This window comes from Methanococcoides sp. DA23 (assembly GCF_057593895.1).
In genome coordinates, this window is the sequence record NZ_CM172520.1 from 894,972 (window position 1) to 919,379 (window position 24,408).

Annotated in this window: 21 protein-coding genes and 1 pseudogene; 9 read left to right on the top strand and 13 right to left on the bottom strand. The window is 43.5% G+C overall.

The features are described 5' to 3' along the window. Genes AC20MK_RS04495 through ade form a run of 3 tightly spaced genes read left to right on the top strand, consistent with a single transcriptional unit; the run spans position 1 to position 5,503 of the window. Positions 1–864 (top strand): metallophosphoesterase, encoded by an 864-nt coding sequence (locus tag AC20MK_RS04495; RefSeq protein ID WP_487356791.1) that lies wholly within the window; start codon positions 1–3, stop codon positions 862–864. After that, positions 861–3,695, top strand: a complete 2,835-nt coding sequence (locus tag AC20MK_RS04500; protein WP_487356792.1) for a DEAD/DEAH box helicase — start codon at positions 861–863, stop codon at positions 3,693–3,695. The genes AC20MK_RS04495 and AC20MK_RS04500 overlap by 4 nt, the downstream gene beginning before the upstream one ends. A 53-nt stretch (positions 3,696–3,748) precedes the next feature. Continuing rightward, entirely contained in the window at positions 3,749–5,503 is a 1,755-nt protein-coding gene (gene ade / locus AC20MK_RS04505) for an adenine deaminase (protein ID WP_487356793.1), read from the top strand. Positions 5,504–5,657: 154 nt separating this feature from the next. Here the strand turns inward: ade and AC20MK_RS04510 are convergent, their stop codons facing one another. The 3 genes from AC20MK_RS04510 to mpgP are packed head-to-tail and all read right to left on the bottom strand — an operon-like array spanning position 5,658 to position 8,266. Then, on the bottom strand, positions 5,658–6,881 hold the full coding sequence (locus tag AC20MK_RS04510; RefSeq protein ID WP_487356794.1) for a glycoside hydrolase family 15 protein: 1,224 nt from the start codon (positions 6,879–6,881) through the stop codon (positions 5,658–5,660). Positions 6,882–6,886: 5 nt separating this feature from the next. Continuing rightward, positions 6,887–7,417: a hypothetical protein gene (locus AC20MK_RS04515; RefSeq protein ID WP_487356795.1), complete on the bottom strand. Its 531-nt coding sequence runs from the start codon at positions 7,415–7,417 to the stop codon at positions 6,887–6,889. A gap of 36 nt (positions 7,418–7,453) precedes the next feature. Further along, positions 7,454–8,266 (bottom strand): mannosyl-3-phosphoglycerate phosphatase, encoded by an 813-nt coding sequence (gene mpgP, locus AC20MK_RS04520; protein WP_487356796.1) that lies wholly within the window; start codon positions 8,264–8,266, stop codon positions 7,454–7,456. A gap of 237 nt (positions 8,267–8,503) precedes the next feature. Here mpgP and gpgS point away from each other — a divergent pair, with 237 nt between their 5' ends. Together gpgS and AC20MK_RS04530 are read left to right on the top strand one after the other, a co-directional pair. Beyond that, positions 8,504–9,718 (top strand): glucosyl-3-phosphoglycerate synthase, encoded by a 1,215-nt coding sequence (gene gpgS, locus AC20MK_RS04525; RefSeq protein WP_487356797.1) that lies wholly within the window; start codon positions 8,504–8,506, stop codon positions 9,716–9,718. Positions 9,719–9,830: 112 nt separating this feature from the next. Then, positions 9,831–10,985: a pyridoxal phosphate-dependent aminotransferase gene (locus AC20MK_RS04530; RefSeq protein WP_487356798.1), complete on the top strand. Its 1,155-nt coding sequence runs from the start codon at positions 9,831–9,833 to the stop codon at positions 10,983–10,985. A 371-nt stretch (positions 10,986–11,356) separates the two neighbouring features. On the opposite strand, the gene AC20MK_RS04535 is transcribed toward AC20MK_RS04530, so the two are convergent. From AC20MK_RS04535 to carA, 4 genes are all read right to left on the bottom strand, one after another. Continuing rightward, on the bottom strand, positions 11,357–11,545 hold the full coding sequence (locus AC20MK_RS04535; protein WP_487356799.1) for a hypothetical protein: 189 nt from the start codon (positions 11,543–11,545) through the stop codon (positions 11,357–11,359). Positions 11,546–11,794: 249 nt separating this feature from the next. Next, complete coding sequence (locus AC20MK_RS04540; protein ID WP_487356800.1) at positions 11,795–12,979, bottom strand: argininosuccinate synthase; 1,185 nt, start codon at positions 12,977–12,979, stop codon at positions 11,795–11,797. Positions 12,980–13,004: 25 nt separating this feature from the next. Further along, on the bottom strand, positions 13,005–16,232 hold the full coding sequence (gene carB, locus AC20MK_RS04545) for a carbamoyl-phosphate synthase large subunit (RefSeq protein WP_487356801.1): 3,228 nt from the start codon (positions 16,230–16,232) through the stop codon (positions 13,005–13,007). After that, positions 16,232–17,329 (bottom strand): glutamine-hydrolyzing carbamoyl-phosphate synthase small subunit, encoded by a 1,098-nt coding sequence (gene carA / locus AC20MK_RS04550; RefSeq protein WP_487356802.1) that lies wholly within the window; start codon positions 17,327–17,329, stop codon positions 16,232–16,234. Before carA ends, carB begins: the two co-directional genes overlap by 1 nt. Positions 17,330–17,591: 262 nt before the next feature. Here carA and AC20MK_RS04555 point away from each other — a divergent pair, with 262 nt between their 5' ends. Both AC20MK_RS04555 and AC20MK_RS04560 read left to right on the top strand, forming a co-directional pair. Then, positions 17,592–17,831 carry a nickel-binding protein gene (locus tag AC20MK_RS04555; RefSeq protein ID WP_487356803.1) on the top strand — a complete coding sequence of 80 codons (240 nt, stop codon included), beginning with the start codon at positions 17,592–17,594 and terminating at the stop codon, positions 17,829–17,831. A 410-nt stretch (positions 17,832–18,241) separates the two neighbouring features. After that, positions 18,242–18,535 (top strand): hypothetical protein, encoded by a 294-nt coding sequence (locus AC20MK_RS04560; RefSeq protein ID WP_487356804.1) that lies wholly within the window; start codon positions 18,242–18,244, stop codon positions 18,533–18,535. A gap of 325 nt (positions 18,536–18,860) precedes the next feature. Here the strand turns inward: AC20MK_RS04560 and AC20MK_RS04565 are convergent, their stop codons facing one another. Both AC20MK_RS04565 and AC20MK_RS04570 read right to left on the bottom strand, forming a co-directional pair. Beyond that, entirely contained in the window at positions 18,861–19,091 is a 231-nt protein-coding gene (locus AC20MK_RS04565) for a KTSC domain-containing protein (RefSeq protein WP_487356805.1), read from the bottom strand. A gap of 136 nt (positions 19,092–19,227) precedes the next feature. Further along, positions 19,228–19,785, bottom strand: coding sequence for a hypothetical protein (locus tag AC20MK_RS04570; protein ID WP_487356806.1), 558 nt, complete (start codon positions 19,783–19,785; stop codon positions 19,228–19,230). Positions 19,786–19,997: 212 nt separating this feature from the next. Here AC20MK_RS04570 and AC20MK_RS04575 point away from each other — a divergent pair, with 212 nt between their 5' ends. Next, positions 19,998–21,209: a glycosyltransferase family 2 protein gene (locus AC20MK_RS04575; protein ID WP_487356807.1), complete on the top strand. Its 1,212-nt coding sequence runs from the start codon at positions 19,998–20,000 to the stop codon at positions 21,207–21,209. A 140-nt stretch (positions 21,210–21,349) separates the two neighbouring features. Next, positions 21,350–22,114, top strand: coding sequence for a GTPase (locus AC20MK_RS04580; RefSeq protein WP_487356808.1), 765 nt, complete (start codon positions 21,350–21,352; stop codon positions 22,112–22,114). 46 nt (positions 22,115–22,160) lie between these two features. On the opposite strand, the gene AC20MK_RS04585 is transcribed toward AC20MK_RS04580, so the two are convergent. From AC20MK_RS04585 to AC20MK_RS04600, 4 genes and pseudogenes are all read right to left on the bottom strand, one after another. Then, positions 22,161–22,358, bottom strand: coding sequence for a YwbE family protein (locus AC20MK_RS04585; protein WP_487356809.1), 198 nt, complete (start codon positions 22,356–22,358; stop codon positions 22,161–22,163). A gap of 104 nt (positions 22,359–22,462) precedes the next feature. Then, positions 22,463–22,835, bottom strand: a pseudogene (locus tag AC20MK_RS04590) (IS5/IS1182 family transposase); the annotation flags it as partial. 15 nt (positions 22,836–22,850) lie between these two features. Next, positions 22,851–23,678, bottom strand: coding sequence for a glycosyltransferase family 2 protein (locus AC20MK_RS04595; protein ID WP_487356810.1), 828 nt, complete (start codon positions 23,676–23,678; stop codon positions 22,851–22,853). Positions 23,679–23,743: 65 nt separating this feature from the next. Next, positions 23,744–24,400 (bottom strand): PIG-L deacetylase family protein, encoded by a 657-nt coding sequence (locus AC20MK_RS04600; RefSeq protein ID WP_487356811.1) that lies wholly within the window; start codon positions 24,398–24,400, stop codon positions 23,744–23,746. Between the last annotated feature and the right edge of the window lie 8 nt (positions 24,401–24,408).

The window sequence follows — 24,408 nt, forward strand, 5'->3', positions numbered from 1 at the left end:
ATGGAGATCTCAGTAGACCCTGTCATTGATGAACCTGCACTTGTGGTATCAGGAGAGTTCACATCCCTTGTTCTGGCAGACATCCATCTGGGTATCGAGTGGGACCTTTATAAGAGCGGTTTTTCCATACCCAGTCAGATAGAGCAACGCCTTGAACGCATAATGGGCCTTGTTGAGCAGATATCTCCTGATCACATAATTCTTCTCGGTGACATCAAGCACAATGTTCCTCAGGTCTCGTGGCAGGAGAGGGACGAGATGCCCTACTTCATCAGTACTCTTGCAGAGCAAGCAACAGTTGATGTCTTTCCCGGCAATCACGATGGGGGCATCGAATTCTTACTTCCCAAAGGGTGTGATGTAAAACTCCATTCTCCAAGGGGTACCATCATCGATGGTGTGGGCTACTTCCATGGCCACACATGGCCAGCGGTTGAAATTCTCTCTGCAGAAAAGATCATTGTGGCTCACAATCACCCGACTGTACGGTTTACCGATGCAATGGGCTATTCAGTGGTCGAACAGGTTTGGCTAAAGACACACTTCAAAAAGGAAGTATTCATGGACCACTTCAAAAGTTCTTCCTTTGACCAGGAAAGCGGTAATTGGGCTGATCCTGAGGTTCTGGTGGTGCCTGCATTCAACGAGCTCTGTGGTGGTGTGGCCTTCAATGAGTCTGTACGGGATGATCTCTTAGGTCCTATCTTTTCTTCAGGGGCAGTCAAGCTAGACAATTCCGAAATATACTTACTTGATGGGACATATCTTGGAATTTTGAAGAATATTCGGAAACTTGAGGAAACAAAGCCACGAACTGGTAAAAGACGGTCAAGGAAAAAACGTTCGGGAGAGGTTGGTAAATGAAATTCGATAACATGTTCGACAACTTCCACCCTGCAATTTTAAAGGCTCTCGAGAAGCAGGGATTCAAAGCACCCACACAGCCTCAGGAAATGTCCTTCCCTCACATCCTTGCAGGAGAACACACATTCCTGATAGCTCCCACAGGTTCAGGCAAGACCGAATCAGCAGTGCTTCCTATGTTCGATCACATCCTTCGCAAGAGCGAGGGGAGTCGTGTCGGCATGTCCGCCCTTTATATTACACCGCTGCGTGCACTCAATCGTGATATGCTCTCACGTATACAGTGGTGGGGAAAAGAGCTTGGTATTGATGTGCAGGTACGTCATGGGGATACTACTCCGTATCAAAGGCAAAAGCAATCCAAAAACCCACCTGACCTTTTAATAACCACGCCTGAAACCCTCCAGGCAATGTTCACAGGTTCGCGTTTGAGGAAGAACCTCGAATGTGTCAGCTATGTAGTTATTGATGAGATACACGAGCTTGCTTCATCCAAGCGGGGTGCTCAGCTATCTGTGGGACTTGAGCGTCTTGTGGAAATATCCGGCGAGTTCCAGAGGGTCGGCCTGTCGGCAACAGTGGGCAATCCCGATGTTGTCGCTCATTTTCTTGCAGGTGCGAAAAGGGATGTTTCCATCGTACAGGTTTCCATGTTAAGCCTCCTTGAGTTCAACATCATATATCCGCAGGTCACAGATGAAGACCTCGACATCGGAAGGAAGATAGGATGTGAACCGGAATTCGCATCCCATCTTCGATGCATAAGGGAGATCGTTGAAACTCATATATCGACCCTCATCTTCGTGAACACACGACAAAGTGCCGAAGCACTGGCATCTGGATTCAAATTGCTCGGAGCATCAATTGGTGTCCATCACGGTTCTCTTTCAGTGGATGCCCGAATTGAGGCCGAGGAATCCTTCAAAGCAGGTGACCTCCAGGGACTCATCTGTACTTCATCAATGGAGTTGGGTATTGATATCGGTAAAGTTGACCACGTTGTCCAGTATGGTTCTCCCAGACAGGTGTCCCGACTGTTGCAACGTGTGGGGCGTGCAGGCCACAGGATACACGAAATATCCCGGGGTACTATCCTCACAATGGGGGCCGATGACATTGCGGAAAGCATGGCCATAGCAAAAGCAGCTCTGCGGGGAGAGGTCGAGGACATAATACCTCATACGGGTTCCCTTGATGTTGTCGCAAACCAGATCTCCGGAATGGTGATCGATTTCGGAGATGTAGAGATCGAAAAGATACATTCCATTCTGGCACGGGCATATCCTTATCGGGATCTTTCCCTTGAACAGTTAAAGCGTGTTATCGAACAGATAACCGAATATCGTATGGTCTGGCGAGAGGAAGGTTCTAACACCATCAGCAGGAGAAAGAAAAGCTGGCAGTATTACTATGACAACCTTTCCATGATACCGGATGAAAGGAAGTTCGAGATATTCGATATTGTCTCCGGCAGGTCTGTGGGGGTGCTGGATGAGGCATTTGTAGTGAACTTCGCATCTCCCGGCGCGGTCTTCATCACGAAAGGCGAAATGTGGCGTGTTATCGAGATGAATACCGACAGGGACAGGATAAAGGTAGAGCCAATCAAGACCATGGGCGAGATCCCAAGCTGGGTAGGCGAGGAGATCCCTGTTCCGTTCGATGTTGCGCAGGAAGTAGGTAGGATACGTTTCAAGATCTCGTTCCTTATTCATGATGGAAAAGAGGATAATGAGATCGTTGAAGACCTCATGAAAGACTATCCGGTGGACGTTCCCAGTGCACTTACTATCATCGAACTTGTGCGTGAACACATCTCTAAAGGTTGTCCTCTTCCTGATAATGATACGATCGTGATCGAAGATGAAGGTGAGGCCGTAATAATCAATTCCTGCTTCGGACACAATGTCAACGAAACGCTTGGAAAGGTGATAACTTCCCTTCTGGCTGCCCGTTTTGGTGGCAGTGTCGGTCAGGAGGTCGATCCGTACAGGATAAGGTTGCAGCTTCCAAAGCGCATGAAAGCCTTGCATATTCAGGAGATGATCTACGATATACAGCCTGAGCACATCGAGCCGATCATCGAGATGACCCTTAAGAACACCTCGGTCATGAAATGGAAGATGGTCCATGTGGCACGGAAGTTCGGTGCGTTAAGCCGTGAGATCGATTATGATCGTATCAGTATGAAGAAGCTCCTCGAGATCTACAAGGGCACGTCCATGTATGATGAGGTCATACGTGAGATATTCCACAACATGCTCGATGTGGATAAAGCCTCAGAGGTATTGGGTCTGATAGCTTCCGAGGAAATTATCATCCTCTCGAGTCCTGTACCAACTCCCATCGGAGGTGCGGGATTTGCAATGAAACGTGACCTTGTGGCACCGGAAAAAGCGGACAGGTCCATCGTCCTTGCATTAAAGGACAGGATAATGCATGATCGCATCATCCTTTTCTGTGTCAATTGCAAGAAATGGGTGTCCCGAAGAAAAGTGATGAACGTACCTGACGAGATAATATGTCCGGTGTGTGATTCCAAAATGATAGCTGCTCTCAAACCCTGGGAAGAGGATGAGATAAAGCTTGTGAGGAAACAGGATAAGGTGACCGCAAAAGAGGACGTGAAACGCATCCAGAAGGTCTATCGTAATTCGCATATCGTAATGGCCAGTGGGAAACTTGCTGTCATTGCGCTTGCAAGCAGGGGTGTTGGTCCCGAGACAGCTTCAAGGGTCATCGAGAAGATGCGGGTGGATGAGGAAACCTTTTACAGGGATATCATGGCTGCTGAAAGGAATTATGCCAAGAACAAGCAGTTCTGGAAATGAAATGTTTGTTCTTTTTTTATTGTTGCCGCAATATCCTTATACTTTGTAAATCCATGGATTTTGTTATGGATATAAGGGACAGAGTCTTTGCGGCCACTGGCAAGGTCAAGGCAGACACTATATTTTTCGGTGGTCTTCTGATCAATGTCAACACAAAAGAGATACTGTATAGGGATATTGCAGTAAAGGATGGCTACATCGTTGGCATCGGGGATGTTTCATCCCTTAAAAGCGATGAGACCGAAATGGTCGATGTGACCGATCGTTATCTCTGTCCCGGGCTAATGGATGGTCATGTTCACTTTGAATCCAGTATGGTGACCTTAAGCCAGTTTGCAGTACCAGCACTGGCACATGGAACTACGTCGGTTGTGATCGATCCTCATGAGATAGCTAATGTTCTTGGCAGGGGCGGTATCGAACTTGTTCTCGAGGAAGCGTCTACCCTTCCACTAAATGCTTTTGTTGCTGTCTCTTCCTGTGTCCCTGCAACTTCTTTTGAGACTGCTGGGGCTTCCATAAATGTTGATGACATTACATCCCTGATAAACAATGAGAACGTTGTTGGACTTGGTGAGATGATGGACTATCCCGGAGTTGTTTTTTGCGATAAGACAAAACTTTCAATGATACGGGCAGCACTCAAGGAAAAGTTGGTCGTTGACGGGCACTGTCCTGCACTTTCCAGGGAGCAGTTGTTCGGCTATATGTGTGCCGGAATATCCACTGACCATGAATCCATTGAATATGAAGAAGCTCTTGAAAAGCTGCGTCTTGGGATGAAACTAATGATACGGGAAGGTTCGGCTGCAAGATCACTTGATGAATTCCTTCCTCGCCTGATCGAGGATGGTGTTTCCCTTGAAAATGTTTTCTTTGTGACGGATGACAAGCACCCATCTGACCTGTTGAAAGGCTATATGGATGTGATCGTCAGAAGGGCGATGGATCTGGGACTTTCACCTCTGGATGCTATTTCCATGTGTACCATCAATGCTGCGAAACATTATCGTGTGGACCATGTTGTCGGTTCGCTTTCCATGGGAAGAAAGGCTGACATTATCGTATTGGACGATCTTGAAAAATTCCTTATCGATTCGGTCTATGCATATGGCAGACCAGTGGAAAGTTTTGTTCCTTCTTATGAATATCCGGATACGGTTTTCAATACTGTGGAATTCGATCAAGTTACTGCATCAGACCTGCAGATAAGGTCCAATGCGGACAAGGACCATAGGGTGTGTGTCATCAAAGTAGTTCCTGACCTTATCGTGACTGAGAAAGAGACCTTTGTATTGCGTTCGGATGAGGATGGTATATTGATGCCTGATGTTGAGAATGATGTACTTTCGGTCGCTGTAATTGAAAGGCATGGAAGGAATGGGAACATTGGTGCAGGCTTCATCAAAGGTATAGGTATCAAGAGCGGAGCCATCGGGCAAAGCATAGGTCACGATAGTCACAACTTGGTAGTCACAGGTGTCGATCATTCGGACATGGCATTGTGTGCCAATACAATACGTGGTATGAACGGTGGGATATGTGTGGTAAGTGATGGCAAGGTCGTGGAAAAGCTCGAACTTCCATTTGCAGGTCTGTTGAGCACATTGTCTGCTTCGGAGGTTGAAAAGAAGCTTAATGATCTCCATAAAGCAGTAAAAGAGATTGGTTGTACCCTTCCTGCTCCATTTATTACACATTCTTTCATAGCGCTTCCGGTAATACCTTCTTTACGGCTTACTGACATGGGGCTCTTTGATGTTGAAAAGTTCAGTCTTATATCTCCAATAGATGAGATAATGGATTGAACTTTTTCTTATGATCTGCAAACATTTGGACAATATGAAGGTTACAGAGGGTTCTGACCAAATAGGCTTTTTGGAAAACAAAAAAGAGAAAAACAGTGGCATGCAATTCTTTACATTATGAAGATGATGAAAGCATGCCCTTTACTAAAAGGTATTATCCAAATTTTTCAATGTAGTCTTTGTATGCTCTGATATATTCGGCATGCGGCCAGATAAGCGGAATGGTCACATATGCCATACCATCCTTCCATTTGGGGTGGTTGCGCACATTCTCTATCATGGTCAGCTTACTATCTCTCAGTATCTTCGCATTGGTATAATCCTCTAACCACATCTCGAAACGTTCTATGGTTGAAATATGTTCAGGCAGGAGATAGTTGTGAGCCATATCGACCACCCAGCCAAGATACATTTCTGCCATGTCCTGGTCATCAATGGCAGTGTAATGGCTTGCCAGCTGACAGGTAAAATGGCACCATGGTCCATATCCGCCATTGTTCCTGCCCCACATCTCAGGGTAGCGGTTCAATCCGCCAATCTCTTTATCCCAGAGATTTTCATGGATCCTCCTGACAGTATAACGGTTCTTGATATCCTGTTGTTCAATGATACCAAAGTAGGCAGGAGCATATTCGACAACATCAACATCAATGACACTGGATGCAAAAGCATCGTAACCGATAGGGTTGCTGTTCTTTTCTTTTACACGTATGCACTTGATGAACGATCGCCTTCTGGGACTGTACATTCGGGTAAGGATCGCCTCTTTTATCTTTTCAGCTTCCATTTCCCATGTGGTAACATCCTTCCCTAAAGCTGCTCCCATTTTCACCGCAGCTTGTATTCCGGCACAGCAGGCACAATTCGCATATATCTCGAATCCATGCTCGTATGCCGGATATTCGTGAATGCTGTTTATGGTATGTATGAGGTCGACCTCTTCGTTCTTGTTCATGAGAATGAATTCGACTGCCTTTGAAATGGTCTCCCAGTGTTTTTCAACGAAATTTTTGTCTGCCAGTTTTTCAAAGAACATACCGCCAGTAGCTTCAAAATATTTTCCCATGGAATAAAGGACCAGGCCATTTCCATCTATCTGAAGGTCTTTATAGCTGGCATCATTTCCATCGACATCATATCTCTGAGAAAATTCTCCAAGAGGCTTTTGGGAATTAAGTACAAATTCAAGTCCTTTCTTTGCTTCATCCATCATGTCTGATGCAATGCATCCCAGAATATCTATGGAGTGATCCCTGGGGTAAATGAAAGGGTAACGTGTGCCTGGAGGACTTGCATAGAATCCTCCTTTCTCATGCTGGTTGTTTTTCAATATCTTCACGCTGTTCTCGTAAAGCCTTTCTGCTTCGATCAGATTCAATGGTCTCACTCCTTGTCAGGATATTGGATCTTGCTAACGTAATATGATCTTTCGAGATATTTGTCCACTTCTTCTTTATTCATCCCGGCCCTTTCAAGGGCTTTTTCGTTATACACATTATTATGTGTTCGAGGGCATTTTGCGCCTACATTGAGAAGTTCGACACCAGCGAGCTCAGCACGCTTTGTGGTATAACTGTGATAAAGGATCCCGGTGACGGTTGTAAGTGCCGGATATTTCCATCCATTTTCAGCTTCCTCCATTTTCCTGTTGGAGAGATTTACAAGTTCGGTGAACTGTGAAGGACGCTCACCATACATCTGGATGAAATCCAAAATCATGTTGGAGAACGGGCAGAGTGGTACGTAATTGATATCATCTTCACGTGCACCTTCAAATCCGGGTCCTTGTATCTCTGCAAGTTTAATCCCTATCTTTTGGAGCCAGTCAGTTGTCTCTTCCAGCCCGTCTTTGTCCACCATCTCGATTATGCCCAATAAAAAGGCCTTTGAGATCATATTCTCAACACGTATCAATCAATTACCCCCTTTATTCTCAAGTATGCTCAAATGTTATCGTTCTTTTCCGATGAGGTCCATTATCGCATTGTTCCAGCCGATAGGCCCGATACCTTCAGCATGCTTTATCTCTGTCAGTATTATCGATGGATCATATTTACCATCCGGTTTTTGTACAAGGAATGGGATATCCACGGCTTTTAGCATGGGAAGATCGTTCAGGCTGTCTCCTAATGCTATTGTGATTATATCTGTGAACTGTTGCTTGTAGACCTCAGTCAAACCCCTGACGGCCTTTCCTTTGTCATTGTCTCCCATGATATGCCAGTAGCGTCCCCCTTTTGTATAGTTCAGTCCGGCAGCTTGTATCAGTTCGATGACCTTTGCAGTTGCATTCTCATCTTCTTCAAGCAGGAATGCTTCATCATATTCCCGCATTTTGGCAAGTTTTGCAGATCGGACGTCAAGGCCCGTGTCCTTGCTCACGCCCTCAGCATCGAGATCTCCGAATCCTGTTATCTTAAAACCGGTCTTCTTGCGGATATCTTCAAGAACTTCCCTTATCTTTGTATATGATGTTCCAAATTCTATGACCTTATAATTACCAATCTCATGTGCTTCTTTCAGCTCAATGCTGAAATAATCCTTTGGTATGAAAATTGCTCCTCCGTTCTCTGATATGAACGGATGGTGGCATTCAAGTTCATCAACATATACTTCAAGTTCTGCACGTGTCTTGCTCGTACAGAATATTAATGGTATCTCTTTCTCTTTTAAGAGATCAAGTGCTGGTCTTGCAGCATCGTATGAGTATGTGTCATGGTCTATCAGTGTGCCATCAAGATCTGTAAATATGATGTGTTTCAAAATACGCCCCCCGGCAAATATTCTGTGTGCAGTGTCTGTTGTTGCTGCTTATACTGAATAATATAATTTGAAAATCCCTTTGTTATAAAAGCTTATATTGTATGTCCTATATATAGATACTCTAGTCATTAACATTATATTCCTTAATATCGTCAATCTGGGGGTTGGCATCCTTATAAAGAGTTACATGGGAGTTAGCTCTTGAATTATGGATGCTTTCGCTATTCGGGGAGTTAAATGGATTTTTACCAAGAATACATTACAACGATTCATGATTTTTGTATCGACAAAGAAAAGCTTGTTAGGAGGATAGAGGAGCTAAAGGTACAAAGACCGGCTTCACTTATCATTCCTATTCTTTATAAGGAGGTTGAGAACCCGCCTCTCAAAAAGATAATCGCGGACCTTAATGAATGCACTTATATAAGTCAGGTCGTGATCGCTCTGGCGGCTGAAAACACTGAACAGTATGTGCATGTGGTCGAATATTTTAAAGACCTTAAGTTACCACATATCATTGTATGGTGCGATGGTCCAAGGATACAGCATATCATTTTCGATATGAAAAAGAAAGGTATTGATCTTACATCCTTTAAGGGAAAAGGAAAGGATGTCTGGATAGCTACTGGCATAGCAACTCTTGATTCGTATGCTATTGCTTACCACGATGCGGACATTGTGACATATTCGGTGGATTTTCCGGCAAAGCTCCTTTATCCTATTGTCGAGACCGAACTTAATTTCTTTTTCAATAAAGGTTTCTATGCAAGGATAGATATGGATGGCATGGCCATGCATGGGCGCGTTTTTAGGCTTTTTGTCCGGCCTTTGCTCGATACTTTGCAATCCGAGTCTAAAGCAGATATTTTGAGATATTTCCTTGCCTTCAGGTATACTCTTGCAGGGGAGTTCGCTATGACCAGTGACCTTGCCATGAACATACGCATCCCTGCTGATTGGGGTCTTGAAGTTGGTCTTCTTGCAGAGGTTTACAGGAACGCTACAACAAAAAAGATATGTCAGATCGATCTGGGCTATTATGACCACAAGCATCAGGAACTGGGTGCAAGTAGATCAGAAGGTCTTTGCAAGATGGTGGGTGATATCTTCACGACATTCATGCGCGTTGTTACAGAGTCTACGGATAACCGCATTTCAGAGGCATATCTCCATGGGATACATGTCAGATATAAACGATTAGGTCAGGACCTTATCCGCAGGTATCATGCGGATGCTCTTTGCAATGGGCTTTATTATAACAGGCATGAGGAAGAGACGTATGTGGATATGTTCGCACGCGTGATAAGAAATGCCGGTGATGATTACAGGCATGATCCTTCTGATGTACTGATGCCAGACTGGACACGGGCCCTTTCTGCTGTGCCTGATCTCAGGGAAAAATTATACGAGGCATGTCTTGCTGATGTTAAGGAGTATTGTGGAGAGGAGTGATATCCTACTCCTTAATATAATGTCTTTTTCGAATTGATGGCATAAAGACATCCTTAAATATCATCTCATCAGCAATACATTATTCTTTTTAATAACAGGAGACTTTGTCAATATGAGCCCTTTGTCATTATCCAAAAGATCGGTCAATATTCCTCCGTTCTATGTGATGGAAGTTCTTGAAAGTGCACAGAAGCTGGAGCATGAAGGTAAGGATGTAGTGCATCTTGAGATCGGGGAGCCTGACTTTCCAACAGCCCCACATATATGTGAGGCCGCTCATCAGGCTTTGACCTCATGCAAGACACGATATACTCACAGTCAGGGCATTTACGAACTCAGGACTGCGATAGTCGATGATTATAATAACCGCTTCGGACTCGACCTGGTTCCCGAACAGGTGCTTGTAACTTCCGGTACCAGTCCTGCTCTTATGCTAAGTTTCATGGCCCTTCTGGACCAGGGCGATAAGGTATTGCTTCCAAACCCTCATTATGCGTGCTATCCGAATTTTGCGACAGCTCTTGGTTCTGTTCCCAACTTTGCATATACTTCTGAGGAGAACGGGTTCGGACTGACACCGGAACTTGTCTCCGAGAATATGAACGAAGATACGAAAGCTGTCCTTGTGAACAGTCCTTCAAATCCCACGGGCTATGTCATGTCTTCAAGGGAGATGCAGGGTATCGCTGAGGTTGCTGGTGATGTTCCTATCATTTCGGATGAGATCTATCAGGGGCTCGTGTATGAGGGCGAGGACCACAGCATCCTTGAATATACTGATAATGCGTTCGTTCTTAACGGTTTTTCGAAGAAGTACTGTATGACAGGCTGGCGGCTTGGTTATTTGATAGCTCCGCCTGATTGTATGAGGGTGTTGCAGAAATTACAGCAGAACTTCTTCATCTGTGCCAATAGTTTCGTTCAGGAAGCGGGTATTGCTGCCCTTGAAGGCCCACAGGACCATGTGAATACCATGGTGGCTACCTATGATGAGCGCAGAAAATATCTCCTGAAACGCCTGAAAGATATCGGGTTCAGTATAGGCTACGAGCCAAAGGGTGCTTTCTATGTTCTTGCCGATGCACGTGAGTTCGGTTCGGATTCTCTGGACTTAAGCCGCAGGATATTGAACGAAGCGGGGGTGGCTGTGACCCCGGGAATTGATTTTGGCAGCGGTGCGGAAGGCTATATCAGGTTCTCGTATGCGAACAGCCTTGAGAATATCGAGGAAGGCATCAGAAGGCTCGATGGTTTTTTGAATGGATGATTACTGAAGGTCTAAGAATTAACTTAAAACAATACAATATAATTCAGAATATGCTTGAAAATATATAAGTGAATGTGTATCATATTTTGGTAATTGGAGCATATTAAAGACCTTAAATGGAAGAAACTTGGATTCTCGAAAGGTACTTTGCATTACATGAAGCAGAATACTATGGGTGATAAGCCGTTTACTCTCAATGCTCATGTGAGGGAGAGGTTGGGGAGTTGGGGATAATAGTCTAAAAAAACTTAGTACAAAAACAACTACTTTTTAAATATGTTTTCTTATATTCATCTTTTAAAAGCTTCAGTTCCGCAAGCCTTCAAATCCTTCCTTAAATTAATGCTGCAATACTTCTAATTGCTACATGTTTATTTTTGTCCTGTTTTTTCCACAATTAATAGAAAGTCTACTTTAGCTGTTGCTCCCATAAGTTGGAAAGTAGGTTTAACATTTGGAATTACTGCAATTACTTCTCCATCAAGGTTATTTAAAAACTGTTCCAAATAATCCTGCATATTATCGCTCTTGACATCTATGCGATGGACTTTATATTTCATAAATTACATATTGTGGTGTGTATTATTTAAAACTTTAGCGTTGCCATTTTTCACGTTGTATATATCCCCGATTTGTTGTGCGAGGGATCAGATTCGAGCCCTTTTATTTAGTACAGTACACCCCATCTTAAATATGGGGTATGTTTTCACCGAAGAGTTTTGAATTAAATTTAGAACGATCCGAATCAAATTAAAAACAATAAAAGAAAAAAGAAGTTCGTATGCGGGATTCGCATACGTGCAATATGATCAGTTCTTGACTACGAATTTTCTGTACAGGCGAGCCTGGAATCCATGATATTTGGCAAACCCTTCGGCATCCTTCTGGTCGATGCTTGTACCATCAAAGGATACAAGTTCTTCTGAGTAAAGGGCATATGGGGATGTCCTTGCAAGAACGAGGACGCTACCTTTGTAGAGCTTCATTGTCACTGTACCTGCGACACGTTCCTGTGTCTTGTCAATGAACGCATTGAGGTCATCGTAGAGGGGTTCGTCCACGAGGCCGTAGTATGCAAGCTCAGACCACTGTTCATCAACTGCTGATTTGAACTTGAGCTCTGCACGGGTAAGCACGAGCTTCTCGAGGTCCTTGTGTGCTGCAAGCAGAACTGTTGCTGCAGGGTGCTCGTAGTTCTCACGTGCCTTGAGTCCAAGGACACGGTCCTCGATCATGTCGGTACGACCTACGCCGTGCGCTCCTGCAATGACGTTCATCTTCTCGATAAGTTCGACACCGCCCATCTTCTGGCCATCGAGGGATACAGGTACACCGTTCTCGAATCCGATCTCGATGATCTGTGCGTCAGGTGCGTCTTCCGGAGCTGTGGTCCATTTGTATATCTCTTCAGGTGGGATATATCCAGGGTCTTCGAGCTTTCCGCCTTCGATGCTTCTGCTCCAGATGTTCTCATCAACGCTCCATGGCTTTGCAGTGGTGACTCCCACAGGTATGCCATGTTCTTTAGCGTATTCGATCTCCCATTCACGGGTGAGGTTCATCTCTCTCATGGGTGCGATGACATCCATGTCGGTGAGCCTGAACACTGCCTCAAAACGAAGCTGGTCGTTGCCTTTGCCGGTGCAACCGTGTGCAAGTGCAACTGCGCCTTCCTGTTTAGCGATCTCGACTACCTTCTTAGCGATGAGCGGGCGTGCAATGGATGTTCCCATGACATAGCCTTCGTAGTCGCCGTTAGCTCTGATAAGCGGGAAGATATAGTCGTTCACGAACTCTTCACGAACATCAAGCGTGAAGTGCTTGTCACTGATCTTCTGTGCTTTCTCTTCTGCCTGTGCAACATCTTCCTTTGGCTGTCCCACATCGACTGCCACTGTAATTACTTCATCGTATCCGTATTCTTCCTTGAGAAGAGGGATGCAGATAGATGTGTCCAGTCCTCCGGAATACGCAAGTGCTACTTTCTTTGACATGATATTGTTTCCTTGTAATTGATGATCAGTTCTTGATCTCTTTGTGATATTCATTGATGGACTTGATGGTTATCTCACCTGTTTTCATAGATGTGATAGCATCAGCGGCTGCTTTTGCTGCCTGTACCGTGGTGATGTATGGCACCTTGAAGTCCACTGCAGCACGGCGGATCTGGAACCCGTCCTTTCGTGACTGGCTTCCTGTTGGAGTGTTCACGATAAGTCCGACCTCATCCCTGCGCAGCATGTCTATGACGTTAGGACTGCCTTCGTGCAACTTCATGACCGCTTCCATGTTGATACCTTTCTCTGCCAGGTAGTTCGCAGTCCCTTTGGTACCTATGAGCTTAAGTCCGGCATCCTGCATCTTCTTTGCGATCTCAACAAATTCTTCCCTGTCTGCTTCCTTTATGGACATGAAAACATATCCGCTAAGGGGCAACAGGTTGTCTGCACTGAGCTGTGCCTTGAAGAAAGCACGTCCGAAATCATAGTCTATGCCCATTACTTCTCCGGTACTCTTCATCTCCGGACCAAGGACTGGGTCTGCTCCAGGCAATTTATCGAATGGCAAGAGCACTTCCTTGACGGAATAGTGCTTGACAGGTAACTCGTCCTGCTGTGCGTATCCCAGTTCTTCAAGGGAGTGGCCGATGATGACCTGTGCAGCGATCTTGGCAAGTGGAAGTCCCACTGCTTTTGATACGAATGGGATGGTTCGGCTGGAACGAGGGTTCGCTTCAAGCACGTAGACCTTTCCGTCCTGCTCTGCCATCTGGATGTTGAGAAGTCCTTTAACGTTGAGTGCGAGTGATATCTTGCGTGTGTATTCGCGTACTGTCTGGAGGGTCTCCTCTGAAAGATAACGTGGCGGGATGACACATGCTGAGTCCCCGGAGTGTACGCCGGCCTCTTCGATGTGCTCCATTATCGCGCCGATAAGTACGTCCTTGCCGTCACAGACCGCATCCACATCTATCTCGACCGCACCTTCAAGGAAGTCGTCGATGAGTACTGGCTGTTCAGGGGATACCCTTACTGCTTCCCTCATGTAGCGTTCAAGGTCATTTTGCTCATAGACGATCTCCATTGCACGTCCGCCGAGTACGTATGATGGCCTGACAAGTACCGGATATCCAATACGGTTGGCTATCTCGATAGCATCTTCCTGTGAGGTCGCATAGCCTGCTTCAGGCTGTGCAACACCGAGTTCGCTCATCATCAGGTTGAACTTTTCTCTGTTCTCTGCCATATCGATGTCCTCAGGGGATGTTCCCATAATGATCGTGTCGAGATCAGTGCGGCGTGCGAGTTCCTTCTGGAGAGGTAGTGCAAGATTGACAGAGGTCTGTCCACCGAACTGTACCAGTACACCATAGGGTCTCTCACGATCGATTATGTTCATGACATCTTCCAGTGTAAGCGGCTCAAAGAACAGCTTGTCGGAGGTGTCGTAATCGGTTGAAACGGTCTCAGGGTTGTTGTTCACGATATGTGCTTCAATTCCATCTTCACGGATAGCTGTCACAGCATGGACAGTACAGTAATCGAACTCGATACCCTGACCGATGCGTATAGGGCCTGCACCGAGGATGAGGACCTTCTTCCTGTCGGTTGGTACATCCTCGCACATCGTTTCATAGCATGAATAATAGTAAGGTGTCTCTGCAGCGAATTCTGCAGCACAGGTATCGACCATCTTGTAGGTCGAAGTTAGGTTGTTAGCACGGCGGAGATCGTTGATCTCTTCACGGCTCTTTCCTGTCATCTGGCCGATGCGTTCATCTGTGAATCCCATTCGTTTTGCTTCTGTTAAGAGAGCGATGTCCGGCTCACCAGCGAAAAGTTCTGCTGCAAGCTTCTTTTCCATCTTGACTATGTTGTCTATCTTCTCGATGAAGAAGACATCGATGCCACTGAGCTCAGATACTTCCTCTATGCTCATTCCGGTATTGAGTGCATGGAAGATAACGAACAGTCTTTCGCTTGTAGGGGTCTTCAAAAGGGTGATGACCTCTGCCTGTTCCCAGGTCTTGTTACCGAACTTCATGTCGATATCAAGGGACCTGACAGCTTTTTGAAGGGATTCCTCGATGGTACGTCCGATGGACATCACTTCACCGGTACTCTTCATAGCGGTGGTGAGTGTCTTGTCTGCGGTGACGAACTTATCGAATGGCCATCTTGGGATCTTTGTGACAATGTAGTCGATGGTAGGTTCAAAGGATGCAGGTGTCTTCTTGGTGACATCATTGAGGATCTCGTCAAGTGTCATTCCAATTGCGATCTTTGCTGTGACCCTTGCGATAGGATAACCTGTTGCCTTTGAAGCAAGAGCGGATGATCTTGATATACGTGGATTCACTTCCACGATCCTGTATTCTCCGTCCTTGGCAGCGAACTGGATGTTACATCCACCTTCAATGTCGAGAGCACGTATGATCTTTATAGCTGCTGTACGAAGCATCTGGTGTTCGATATCGTTAAGCGTCTGTGAAGGGGTAACCACAATGGACTCACCGGTGTGAACTCCCATTGGGTCAAGGTTCTCCATGTTACAGATAACGATACAGGTATCGTTGGAGTCACGCATGACCTCGTATTCGAATTCCTTCCATCCGAGAACGCTTTCCTCGATGAGGACCTGATTGATCCTGCTGCGTCGCAGGCCTCTTTCGGATATCTCGAGAAGCTGTTCTCTTGTGTATGCGATACCGCCACCTGCTCCTCCAAGGGTGTATGCAGGGCGTATGATAAGGGGTAATCCGAGCTCATCGATGATCTCTTCAGCTTCCTTGAGTGTGGATACTGCCACACTTCTGGGCACTTTCTCACCGATCTCTTCCATCTTGTTCTTGAAGAGCTCACGGTCCTCTGTGTTCTTGATAGCTTCAAGGGATGTTCCAAGCAGTTCGACATTGAACTTCTCGAACACACCCATCTCAGCAAGCTCACTTGTGAGATTAAGGCCTGTCTGACCGCCGATACCTGCAATGATGCTGTCAGGTCTTTCCTTCTCGATGATCTTGGCGATTATCTTTGCTTCAAGCGGCTCGATGTAAACAGCATCTGCCATTTCCGGATCTGTCATGATGGTTGCCGGATTTGAGTTCACAAGGACTACCTTGTATCCTTCTTCTCTCAATGACCTGCAAGCCTGAGTTCCGGAGAAATCGAATTCTGCTGCCTGTCCGATCATTATCGGACCGGAGCCTATGAGCAGGACCTTCTTTATATCGTTTCGTTTTGCCATTATACCCTGCCTCCCATAGCTTTCATTACTTTTCCAAAGAAGATCTTCTCTGTATCTCTTGGTCCAGCATGTGCTTCTGGATGATACTGAACACTGAATATATCGAGGTCCTTTTGCTCGATGCCCTCCACGGTCCTGTCATTGGTGTTGATCTGTGTGACAGTTACATCGGTGTCATCGAAGGAATCTCCTTCCACAGCGAATCCGTGATTCTGTGATGTTATGTGTACAATTCCTGTTTCAAGGTCCTTGACCGGCTGGTTTGCTCCACGGTGCCCGAACTTGAGCTTGTATGTGTCAGCTCCAAGTGCCCTTGCAATGATCTGATGGCCAAGGCATATTCCTGCAATAGGAACAGTTCCTGCCATTTCTTTTACTGCGTCTATGGCTGCAGTTGCGTTCTGTGGGTCACCTGGTCCGTTGGACAGGAATAAAAGATCAGGGTTAAATTCCTGAATTACAGAAGCTGGTGTGGTAGCTGGTACCACTGTAACATCAATGCCTCTGTTCAATAGACTTGTAGAAATGTTCCTCTTCATTCCGAGGTCGATAAGCACGACATTTTTCTTGTCACCGGTATTGACCTGACTTTTTATGGTGTAGGGCTCTTTACAGGTAACCCTTGAGATCAGGTCGAGACTGGATATATCCGGCTGCGCTCTCGCCAGCCTTACAGCCTCTTCACCATCGTCACTGCCATTGATAAGTGCAGCGCGCATGGTACCATGCTCTCTGGTGCCGATGGTAAGCATACGGGTGTCAACTCCGGATATTCCGGGCTTACCCTCATCTTCCATCAGCTTGTAGATATTACGCATGGATTGGTGGTGACTTGGAGACGGGCATGCTTCCCTTACAACAAGGCCCTCGGCCTTTACACCGTCGGACTGGAAGGTCTCATCATTGACCCCATAATTTCCGATAAGAGGATATGTGAACATCAAGATCTGACCGCTATATGAAGGGTCTGTCAGTGATTCCTCATAACCTGTGTACTGAGTAGTGAAAACAAGCTCTCCGCAAACGATACCTTCAGCACCGAAACCGGTACCTTTTAAAAACGTTCCATCTTCTAATCCTATTACCGCATTCATCATCTGAACCTGCGATTAGATATCATGAATGGTTTATAAGGGTTATGATGAATTTGTCTATTTATAGGTGGGTCGTGGGAAATTTTGATGAGGAGTGGGACAGATGAAATATATATGTGCCTCGATGATCTTCGAGTTGTATTTTTGATCAAGTTAATATATTTTTAAAAAATAGAATGTGAGAGCGAAACTGCTATATTTCAAGAGTTCAAATTAATTTTGGGGGTAGAGTATACCCACTTTCATGAACGGGGGGTGAAATGGAATGACAAGATATATCGATCAACATAAAATGGGGTCTATGACACCAGAGATGCTTCGCAAAATGCAGAATGAGCCGAGGGATGAATTCGGGGTATTGCATCATGAGATCTTCTTTAATAAGGAAGATGATAAGGTTTGGTGCGTTGTTGATGCACCAAATAAAGAAGCCGTCAAAAAACATCATTCAAATGCTGGAGTTGAGGTCGAGTGGGTCCACGAGATCGAATCAACTTTAGATTGAATCTCATTTGAATTGACTTTAAGGGGGGCGACATGTTTCCACATTCTCGCTCTTCTCATTTATTATTCTCTCGCGGATCATTAATCTTTTTTCTTTGTATCAGAGGTTGTAATGGTGTATGATGTCCCTACAGATGAAATTGGGGCTCTGTAGAAACCCTATTCTCAAGAGGATTCATATTAATCCTTTTAAAAATTTATCTAAAGGATGATAAAGCAATATAATTCAAAATAAAGTATTAAATGATTTATTTTGCCTGAAAGTATACATAAAAGTTTCATGAAATAAAGTATGTTTATATTTTCCCCTGATAATATGGAAATTGCAGGTTCAGGCCGGATGTACCGCCAGAAAAACGAGAAGCTAGGACCTTGAAATATGCAAATAGGAATATAAAAAGAGGTAAAATAATGAAAATAAAAACATTTAGTGTGATTGCTGTGGCATTCATGTTGGTCAGTCTTTTAGCAGTATCTGCCATGGCTGCAGGCCAGGAAAGGGGAGCAGGCATGAACTCTTTCATAGACGCAGATGCCGATGGTGTATGTGACAATTTCATAGATGGTGACGTTGTATGTGATAACTTCATAGACGAAGATGGTGATGGTATCAATGACAACTCCCTTAGACTTGGACATGGATATAGAGATGGCAACGGAGACAAGAAGCAGGAAAGAAAAGGCGACAGGACGTGTATTGAGTAAGGACACAACGGAATAAGTGAGACAAAACCGCATCGAACAATTAAAAGTAGGGTTCAGTCAATGATCTGGAACTCTACATAGCCTATTTTTGATCGAATAAACATAGCTAAGTTAATTATGATTCTCGAACTGAACATATTAAGTAATAGATCTGTAGAATTCTTTTTCCTAATTTCAAGTTTGACAAAAAGAGAAAATGTTAAATTTAAACGACTTCCGGTTAAAAATAAACTATAAATGCAGATAAACGCGAGTAATAGCACCACTATTAAGTTTAGCAGTTCTACATTAGGAATGTAAAAATTAAGTACCCTTCACGATTCAATTATTTTTTGATGCAACTGTTTTTGTACTTATATCTTATCTTGTTTTTCATAAATCTTCCTTTTGAAGAATCATTCATTAGCCGATTATAAAGCTTAAGAGGAACCCCATGGTAGTGATAAATAGAACCTTTGTTGAACTCTACTTCCAATATACAAGCATCTTCATCATATCCTATTGATTTTACATTTGAGGATCTAACCGATTTTCTTTCCAAAAATATTTCCTCCATTGTAAAAAATACATCAATATCTTTTAGATTGTATCAATAGACCTGTTCCCTATTATTTACATTTAATGCACAATTGTAAATCTCTAATATTTGATATTTTTAGAAGGAAGGTTAAAATTAGTAGCCATAAAAGAGTTTATTCTTTAGTATAAACTTTCAATGATGAACGTAAATTAGGAATTAGAGTAAATGCTTCTTTCAATTGATGAATGAAATCATCCTGCACCTTCAATATTTCAACCTTATTCTTTGAATTTAAAATTATTTGGTAATATTTATCTGCTTGAAGTATATTTCCGTAGAATTTAATAAAATTTCGTACTAAATCATCATCAAAATTATATATCTCTTTGCGAAAATAAAAAAATAAACCATCTTTATCATATACTGATTTAACTTTACTCAAACCAGGATTCGTTTCTTTAGCAATGTCATTCAACATGTAAACATTTCCTAACGTTCCATTTTTTTCAAACTTGTCTAACAATGGTTCAATAAGTTCTCCAAGTGCTGCAATTTCAAAATCAAACCCTCTTTCAATACTGTAATTTTTATGATTCATTTGCAGCAGCCAGTGTTTATTTGAAAGGCGGTATCCGAAATAAGTAGGTAAAAGTGAGACTAATAATCCCATTATAAATGTGACTAATGGCTCCGATAAAATTATTATTCCTATATCATCAAACAGACTCATCTTATTTCGACACGTTCCAATACTATTTAAAAATAAAGTAAATGAATAAATGTACTTATTTCTCTTAACTTTACCATTTCATTCAATTTTGTCAGATTTAAGAATAAACATAAAACTAACCAAGAAACAAAAGCAATTATATTTTATCACCTTATAATTTAGCGTAAATATTATTAGTATTCAAACAAATTAATATCGGGGGATAAATAATTTTGAAACTAACAATGGTCATTCCCAGTTACTGGGGAAGGGAATGTAGCGTAGGCTGGCTTGAAGGGGATGCTGTATATGATCATGCCACGCCTTTGGACTCTGAGGGTACGCTTGGGAGGGCTATCGAGAGTCTGGCTATACTTGAAGATACGGATTTTGAACTGGTGGTGCTGGCGGCTCCAAATAATATGGAGATCGTGGAGCAGGTCGAGCAGAAGGTAAGGGATATCATCAGTTCCTCTTCGAATGCTGATGTCAAGGTTCATATGTTCGGACCATCACATCTGGAAAAGTTACATGAGGAATTGAAAAAGGATGGCATGGGGGAATACTGTGATCTGCTTTCACTCACGGGATATTCCAACATAAGGAACATGTGTCTTTTTGTTCCACACATAATGGACTCAGATGTTGCACTTCTTATCGATGACGATGAGGTTTTCGAAGACCCGCAATTCATATCCAAGGCAAAGGAATTCATAGGAAAATACCATGAGGGCAGCTTCATCAATGCTGTTGCTGGTTACTATCTCCAGCCTGACGGGGATTATCATGTTGGGGTTCCTGAAAATCCCTGGACCAAATACTGGGATAAGAACATCTGCATGAACGAAGCCTTTGACGAGGTTATAGGCAGATCCCCAAGGCTCAAGGATACACCTTTCGTCTTTGGGGGGAATATGGTAATTCACCGGGATCTGTTCATGAAAGTTCCTTTCGATCCGATGGTGCCACGGGGTGAGGACATCGATTATCTCATAAATGCAAGAATGTTCGGGCATTCCTTCCTCCTTGATAACGAACTAGCCATCAAGCACCTGCCTCCTGCCAAATCCCATCCAACGTGGAAAAGGGTAAGGGAGGATATTTACAGGTTTGTCTATGAGCGGGCAAAGCTCATGAGCCAGAAAGAAACCGAGGGGATGAGTATACTGGCTGTGGATGATCTGAGCTGTTATCCCGGAAGTTTCCTTGGTGATGATCTTGAAGAAAAGATCGGGAAGTCCTGCAGGTTGCTGTCTGAAGAATATCTGGAAAAAGGGGATACTGTGGGAAGCGAAGAAGCTCTCAGGAACATAGAGCTTGTGATCACTGATGCAATTCCCGACATTGATCCCTTTGAGCATCTGTGTGAGCTGCAAAAGAGGTGGGATGAATTGATGTTATATTCGGCCGACAAAAAAGGATTGAGCTTGTCTTTTATAAAGTGAGGTCAAGCGAGGGGGTACTGAATGAAGTGTGATCAAGCGTTATGGTGTGAGGTCATATCTTTTATTCATTACTCCAGAATACCTGAAAATATGACTAACCTCTCAACACATCCTTATAGCCTAATGTTGTAAGACAGGTAATGGCAAGTTACAAGTTGATGGTAAAGGATGTCATAAAGCAGGCCGATATCCTTCTTGAGGTCGTAGATGCTCGTTTTCCGGATGAGACTAGAAACACTGAGGTTGAGCGTGATGTTAAGCGTTCAGGTAAGCCACTGATAATAGTTCTCAGCAAATGTGATCTTGTATCAAAGGAAACTCTTCAGAAAGCTAAATCCCGTTTATCAAAGGTAGCACCAACGGTCTTTGTTTCCAGTAAGGAAAGGTATGGAACGACCATGTTGAGGCATAAGATCCTTGAGATCGCCGACATTCAGGGGCGCAATATTATGATCGGTTCTCTTGGTTATCCGAACACCGGTAAATCCTCGGTCATTAATGGTGTAGCCGGAAAGAACAAAGCTGGTACGTCTTCAATATCCGGACACACAAAGGGAGTACAGATCGTAAAGGCAGGTTCCCGAATAGTTTTCATTGATACGCCTGGTGTCATACCCTTTGGTGACAATGATGAGTACAGACAGGGTCTTCTTGGAGTTAAAGATGCTACTCACCTGAATGATCCCATAGGAGTGGCCATGAAGATCGTTGCACACATCTGTGATAATAATAAGTCTGTACTTGAAGAGTTCTATAATATAGAGATAAAGGATAATGATCCTGAAAAGGTCTTAGGGCTCATCGGTCTAAAGGGTAATTGCCTTAAAAAGGGTGGGGAAGTGGACGAAATGAGGATCGCAATCAAGATCATCAATGACTGGCAAAGAGGGAAGATGCTGATCTAAGTTACTGATGTAACTTATCGATCTGACCAATTTTTTGGTCTTCTTTTTAGTTTTTGATCTCTTTTACCCTTCCAACCTGACCATCTTCCAGTTGAACCTTTATTCCGTGAGGGTGAGTGGACGACTTGGTCAGAATTCTCTTTACAATGCCTTGAGTTATTTTGCCGGACCGTTGATCGTTCTTTAAGACGATGCCTACATTTGCTCCAACTTTAATATTTGCTCTGGTATTACCTGCACTCATGGTGGGATGAAAGTTCCTGAAACTATAAATGTACTTTTCTTAAGAGTTCGAACTGCTTGATATGAAACTTCTGAATAATAATGTTGATAGTATAAGAAAAAGGGCTCTGTAGAAATTCTCATTTGAACAATAAATATAACTCTGACATACTGTCAAGGTTATGCACTAATAACTTGAATTTGATCTCTTTTATTTGATTCCAGTACTTTTTGCTCTAACTTCTTCACCATATTTTTTTCAGGACAGAGAACCTCGTTTCTACCAGATCTCTATTATGATAGAGTTCCTCATCAAATTCCCATATCATTTTTCTACGGTATTTACCTTTGATCTTCTTTCTTTCTGTTATCCAAGCATAATAGTAACCACAATGACACTCGTAAATCCACTCGAATCAATAGTATTTGTCTCGATCTTTTCACTATGGGGAGAAAACAGTTTCAGTGTTTGATGTAACAATCCGCTGAAATAATCAGAGTAGTACAAAAAGTGTCACTTTGTTCTTCTACAGAATACCTTTGAACATAATATCTCCTTCAACCTCTTATTCTGATAATAATCGAGAACTTCTTTATCATCGATCCGAGGTTCTCTTTTGAAATATTTTGAGAAATATCCCAATATATAAGCTATACCTATGCCGGATTTGTGATAGCCATTCTTGCTGTATAGAAGTGTTATTCCTTTTAAGAAACCATGTAGTGGACTGTAGCCTATAAAATAATTGTTAGCACCAAATATTTTGTACCCCCTCCATTGTCCCCCTGCACTTGCGTATGGTCTGCTTGATACAGCACTTACATACGAGAACTGTCTCCTATCCCATCCTTTTAATTTGGCTTTCACATTTGATACACTGTCAGGGCTACACGTTAGAAGATATCCTTCCGTATCTTCAAAGCACTCTTTTCTCCAAAGACGCGCCCCTCCTGAAGGCAGATCCTCTACTATATTACTCCAGACTATATCACCATTCACAATATTTCCGATATGGCCACTACATATGCCAAGAAGCTTGTTGCTTTCAAACTCGGATATCAACGATGCAAAATAATTCTTTTCAGGGATAACATCTGCATCAAGCTGACCAATATAGCCGTATTCTATGTTATTATCCAAACAGTGATCGATCGCATGACTGAAACCTATTCTACACACATGAGCAAAATGTACTCCCAGGTCTCTTTTTTCTTCACTTAATCTTATGGTCTTTATCCAATTATGCTTTGAAACGAGTTCCTGCAATATATCAGGAGTCCGATCTGTACTTCCATCATCTACAATAAGCCAGAAAACAGGTTTTACTTCCTGACCGATCACAGATTCTGCAAGCTATGGAAGACTTTCTTCTTCATCCTTGCACGGTGTGATCAGTATGTAATCTCTTATACCCATAGACTGTCATCCATTCGTATGATCTCAAAGCATTCAGCGTAATCACAATTCACAGCCCAGCCATGAGTCTTTGCCATTGCCTTCACACGTTCTGTGAGGGTTTCACTTCCAAACTTTTCATATTGCGAATTGTACCTTCGAATAGCATCCAGCTTAATTTCAATCGTTTCGCTGATGTCAACAAAGAATTGAGGTCTGAAAGCAAAAACATTAGGACGGTATGGCAAAGTGGAACCACTGAGCACATTCCTGACCCGTCCCTGCCGGGATACAGCAAACATGATCTCAGCTGCAGCTTTATGGTCCTGGTGAGAGTCAAATGGGTGATGCGATATGAAAATATCAGGGTGCAGCTGATCAACAAGATCATCAACCTGACCTATGACCTCACCACTTACCCGAAGATCTTTGGTGGGATGATCAAAGAAAAAAAGCTCTTTAATACCAAGGAGCTTTGCACACTCTCTTGCCTCCTCCCTGAGTTCTTCATTTTGATAGCTGACTCCATTCATATCAGTATAACCGCCAGATGTAAGGATAAGAAGATTTACATTATATCCTTTCTTTGCATATTTGGCAAGTGTTCCGCCGGCTTCAAGTTCCATGTCATCAGGATGGGCACCCATAGCAAGAATTGTAGGTTTCATTATTATTA

What these genes read in the sequence shown, in the direction of transcription:
- AC20MK_RS04495 (WP_487356791.1), top strand. Translation starts at nt 1, where the DNA reads ATGGAGATCTCAGTAGACCCTGTCATTGATGAACCTGCACTTGTGGTA.
- AC20MK_RS04500 (WP_487356792.1), top strand. Translation starts at nt 861, where the DNA reads ATGAAATTCGATAACATGTTCGACAACTTCCACCCTGCAATTTTAAAG.
- ade (WP_487356793.1), top strand. Translation starts at nt 3,749, where the DNA reads ATGGATTTTGTTATGGATATAAGGGACAGAGTCTTTGCGGCCACTGGC.
- gpgS (WP_487356797.1), top strand. Translation starts at nt 8,504, where the DNA reads ATGGATTTTTACCAAGAATACATTACAACGATTCATGATTTTTGTATC.
- AC20MK_RS04530 (WP_487356798.1), top strand. Translation starts at nt 9,831, where the DNA reads ATGAGCCCTTTGTCATTATCCAAAAGATCGGTCAATATTCCTCCGTTC.
- AC20MK_RS04535 (WP_487356799.1), bottom strand. Translation starts at nt 11,545, where the DNA reads ATGAAATATAAAGTCCATCGCATAGATGTCAAGAGCGATAATATGCAG.
- AC20MK_RS04540 (WP_487356800.1), bottom strand. Translation starts at nt 12,979, where the DNA reads ATGTCAAAGAAAGTAGCACTTGCGTATTCCGGAGGACTGGACACATCT.
- carB (WP_487356801.1), bottom strand. Translation starts at nt 16,232, where the DNA reads ATGGCAAAACGAAACGATATAAAGAAGGTCCTGCTCATAGGCTCCGGT.
- carA (WP_487356802.1), bottom strand. Translation starts at nt 17,329, where the DNA reads ATGATGAATGCGGTAATAGGATTAGAAGATGGAACGTTTTTAAAAGGT.
- AC20MK_RS04555 (WP_487356803.1), top strand. Translation starts at nt 17,592, where the DNA reads ATGACAAGATATATCGATCAACATAAAATGGGGTCTATGACACCAGAG.
- AC20MK_RS04560 (WP_487356804.1), top strand. Translation starts at nt 18,242, where the DNA reads ATGAAAATAAAAACATTTAGTGTGATTGCTGTGGCATTCATGTTGGTC.
- AC20MK_RS04565 (WP_487356805.1), bottom strand. Translation starts at nt 19,091, where the DNA reads ATGGAGGAAATATTTTTGGAAAGAAAATCGGTTAGATCCTCAAATGTA.
- AC20MK_RS04570 (WP_487356806.1), bottom strand. Translation starts at nt 19,785, where the DNA reads ATGAGTCTGTTTGATGATATAGGAATAATAATTTTATCGGAGCCATTA.
- AC20MK_RS04580 (WP_487356808.1), top strand. Translation starts at nt 21,350, where the DNA reads ATGGCAAGTTACAAGTTGATGGTAAAGGATGTCATAAAGCAGGCCGAT.
- AC20MK_RS04585 (WP_487356809.1), bottom strand. Translation starts at nt 22,358, where the DNA reads ATGAGTGCAGGTAATACCAGAGCAAATATTAAAGTTGGAGCAAATGTA.
- AC20MK_RS04600 (WP_487356811.1), bottom strand. Translation starts at nt 24,400, where the DNA reads ATGAAACCTACAATTCTTGCTATGGGTGCCCATCCTGATGACATGGAA.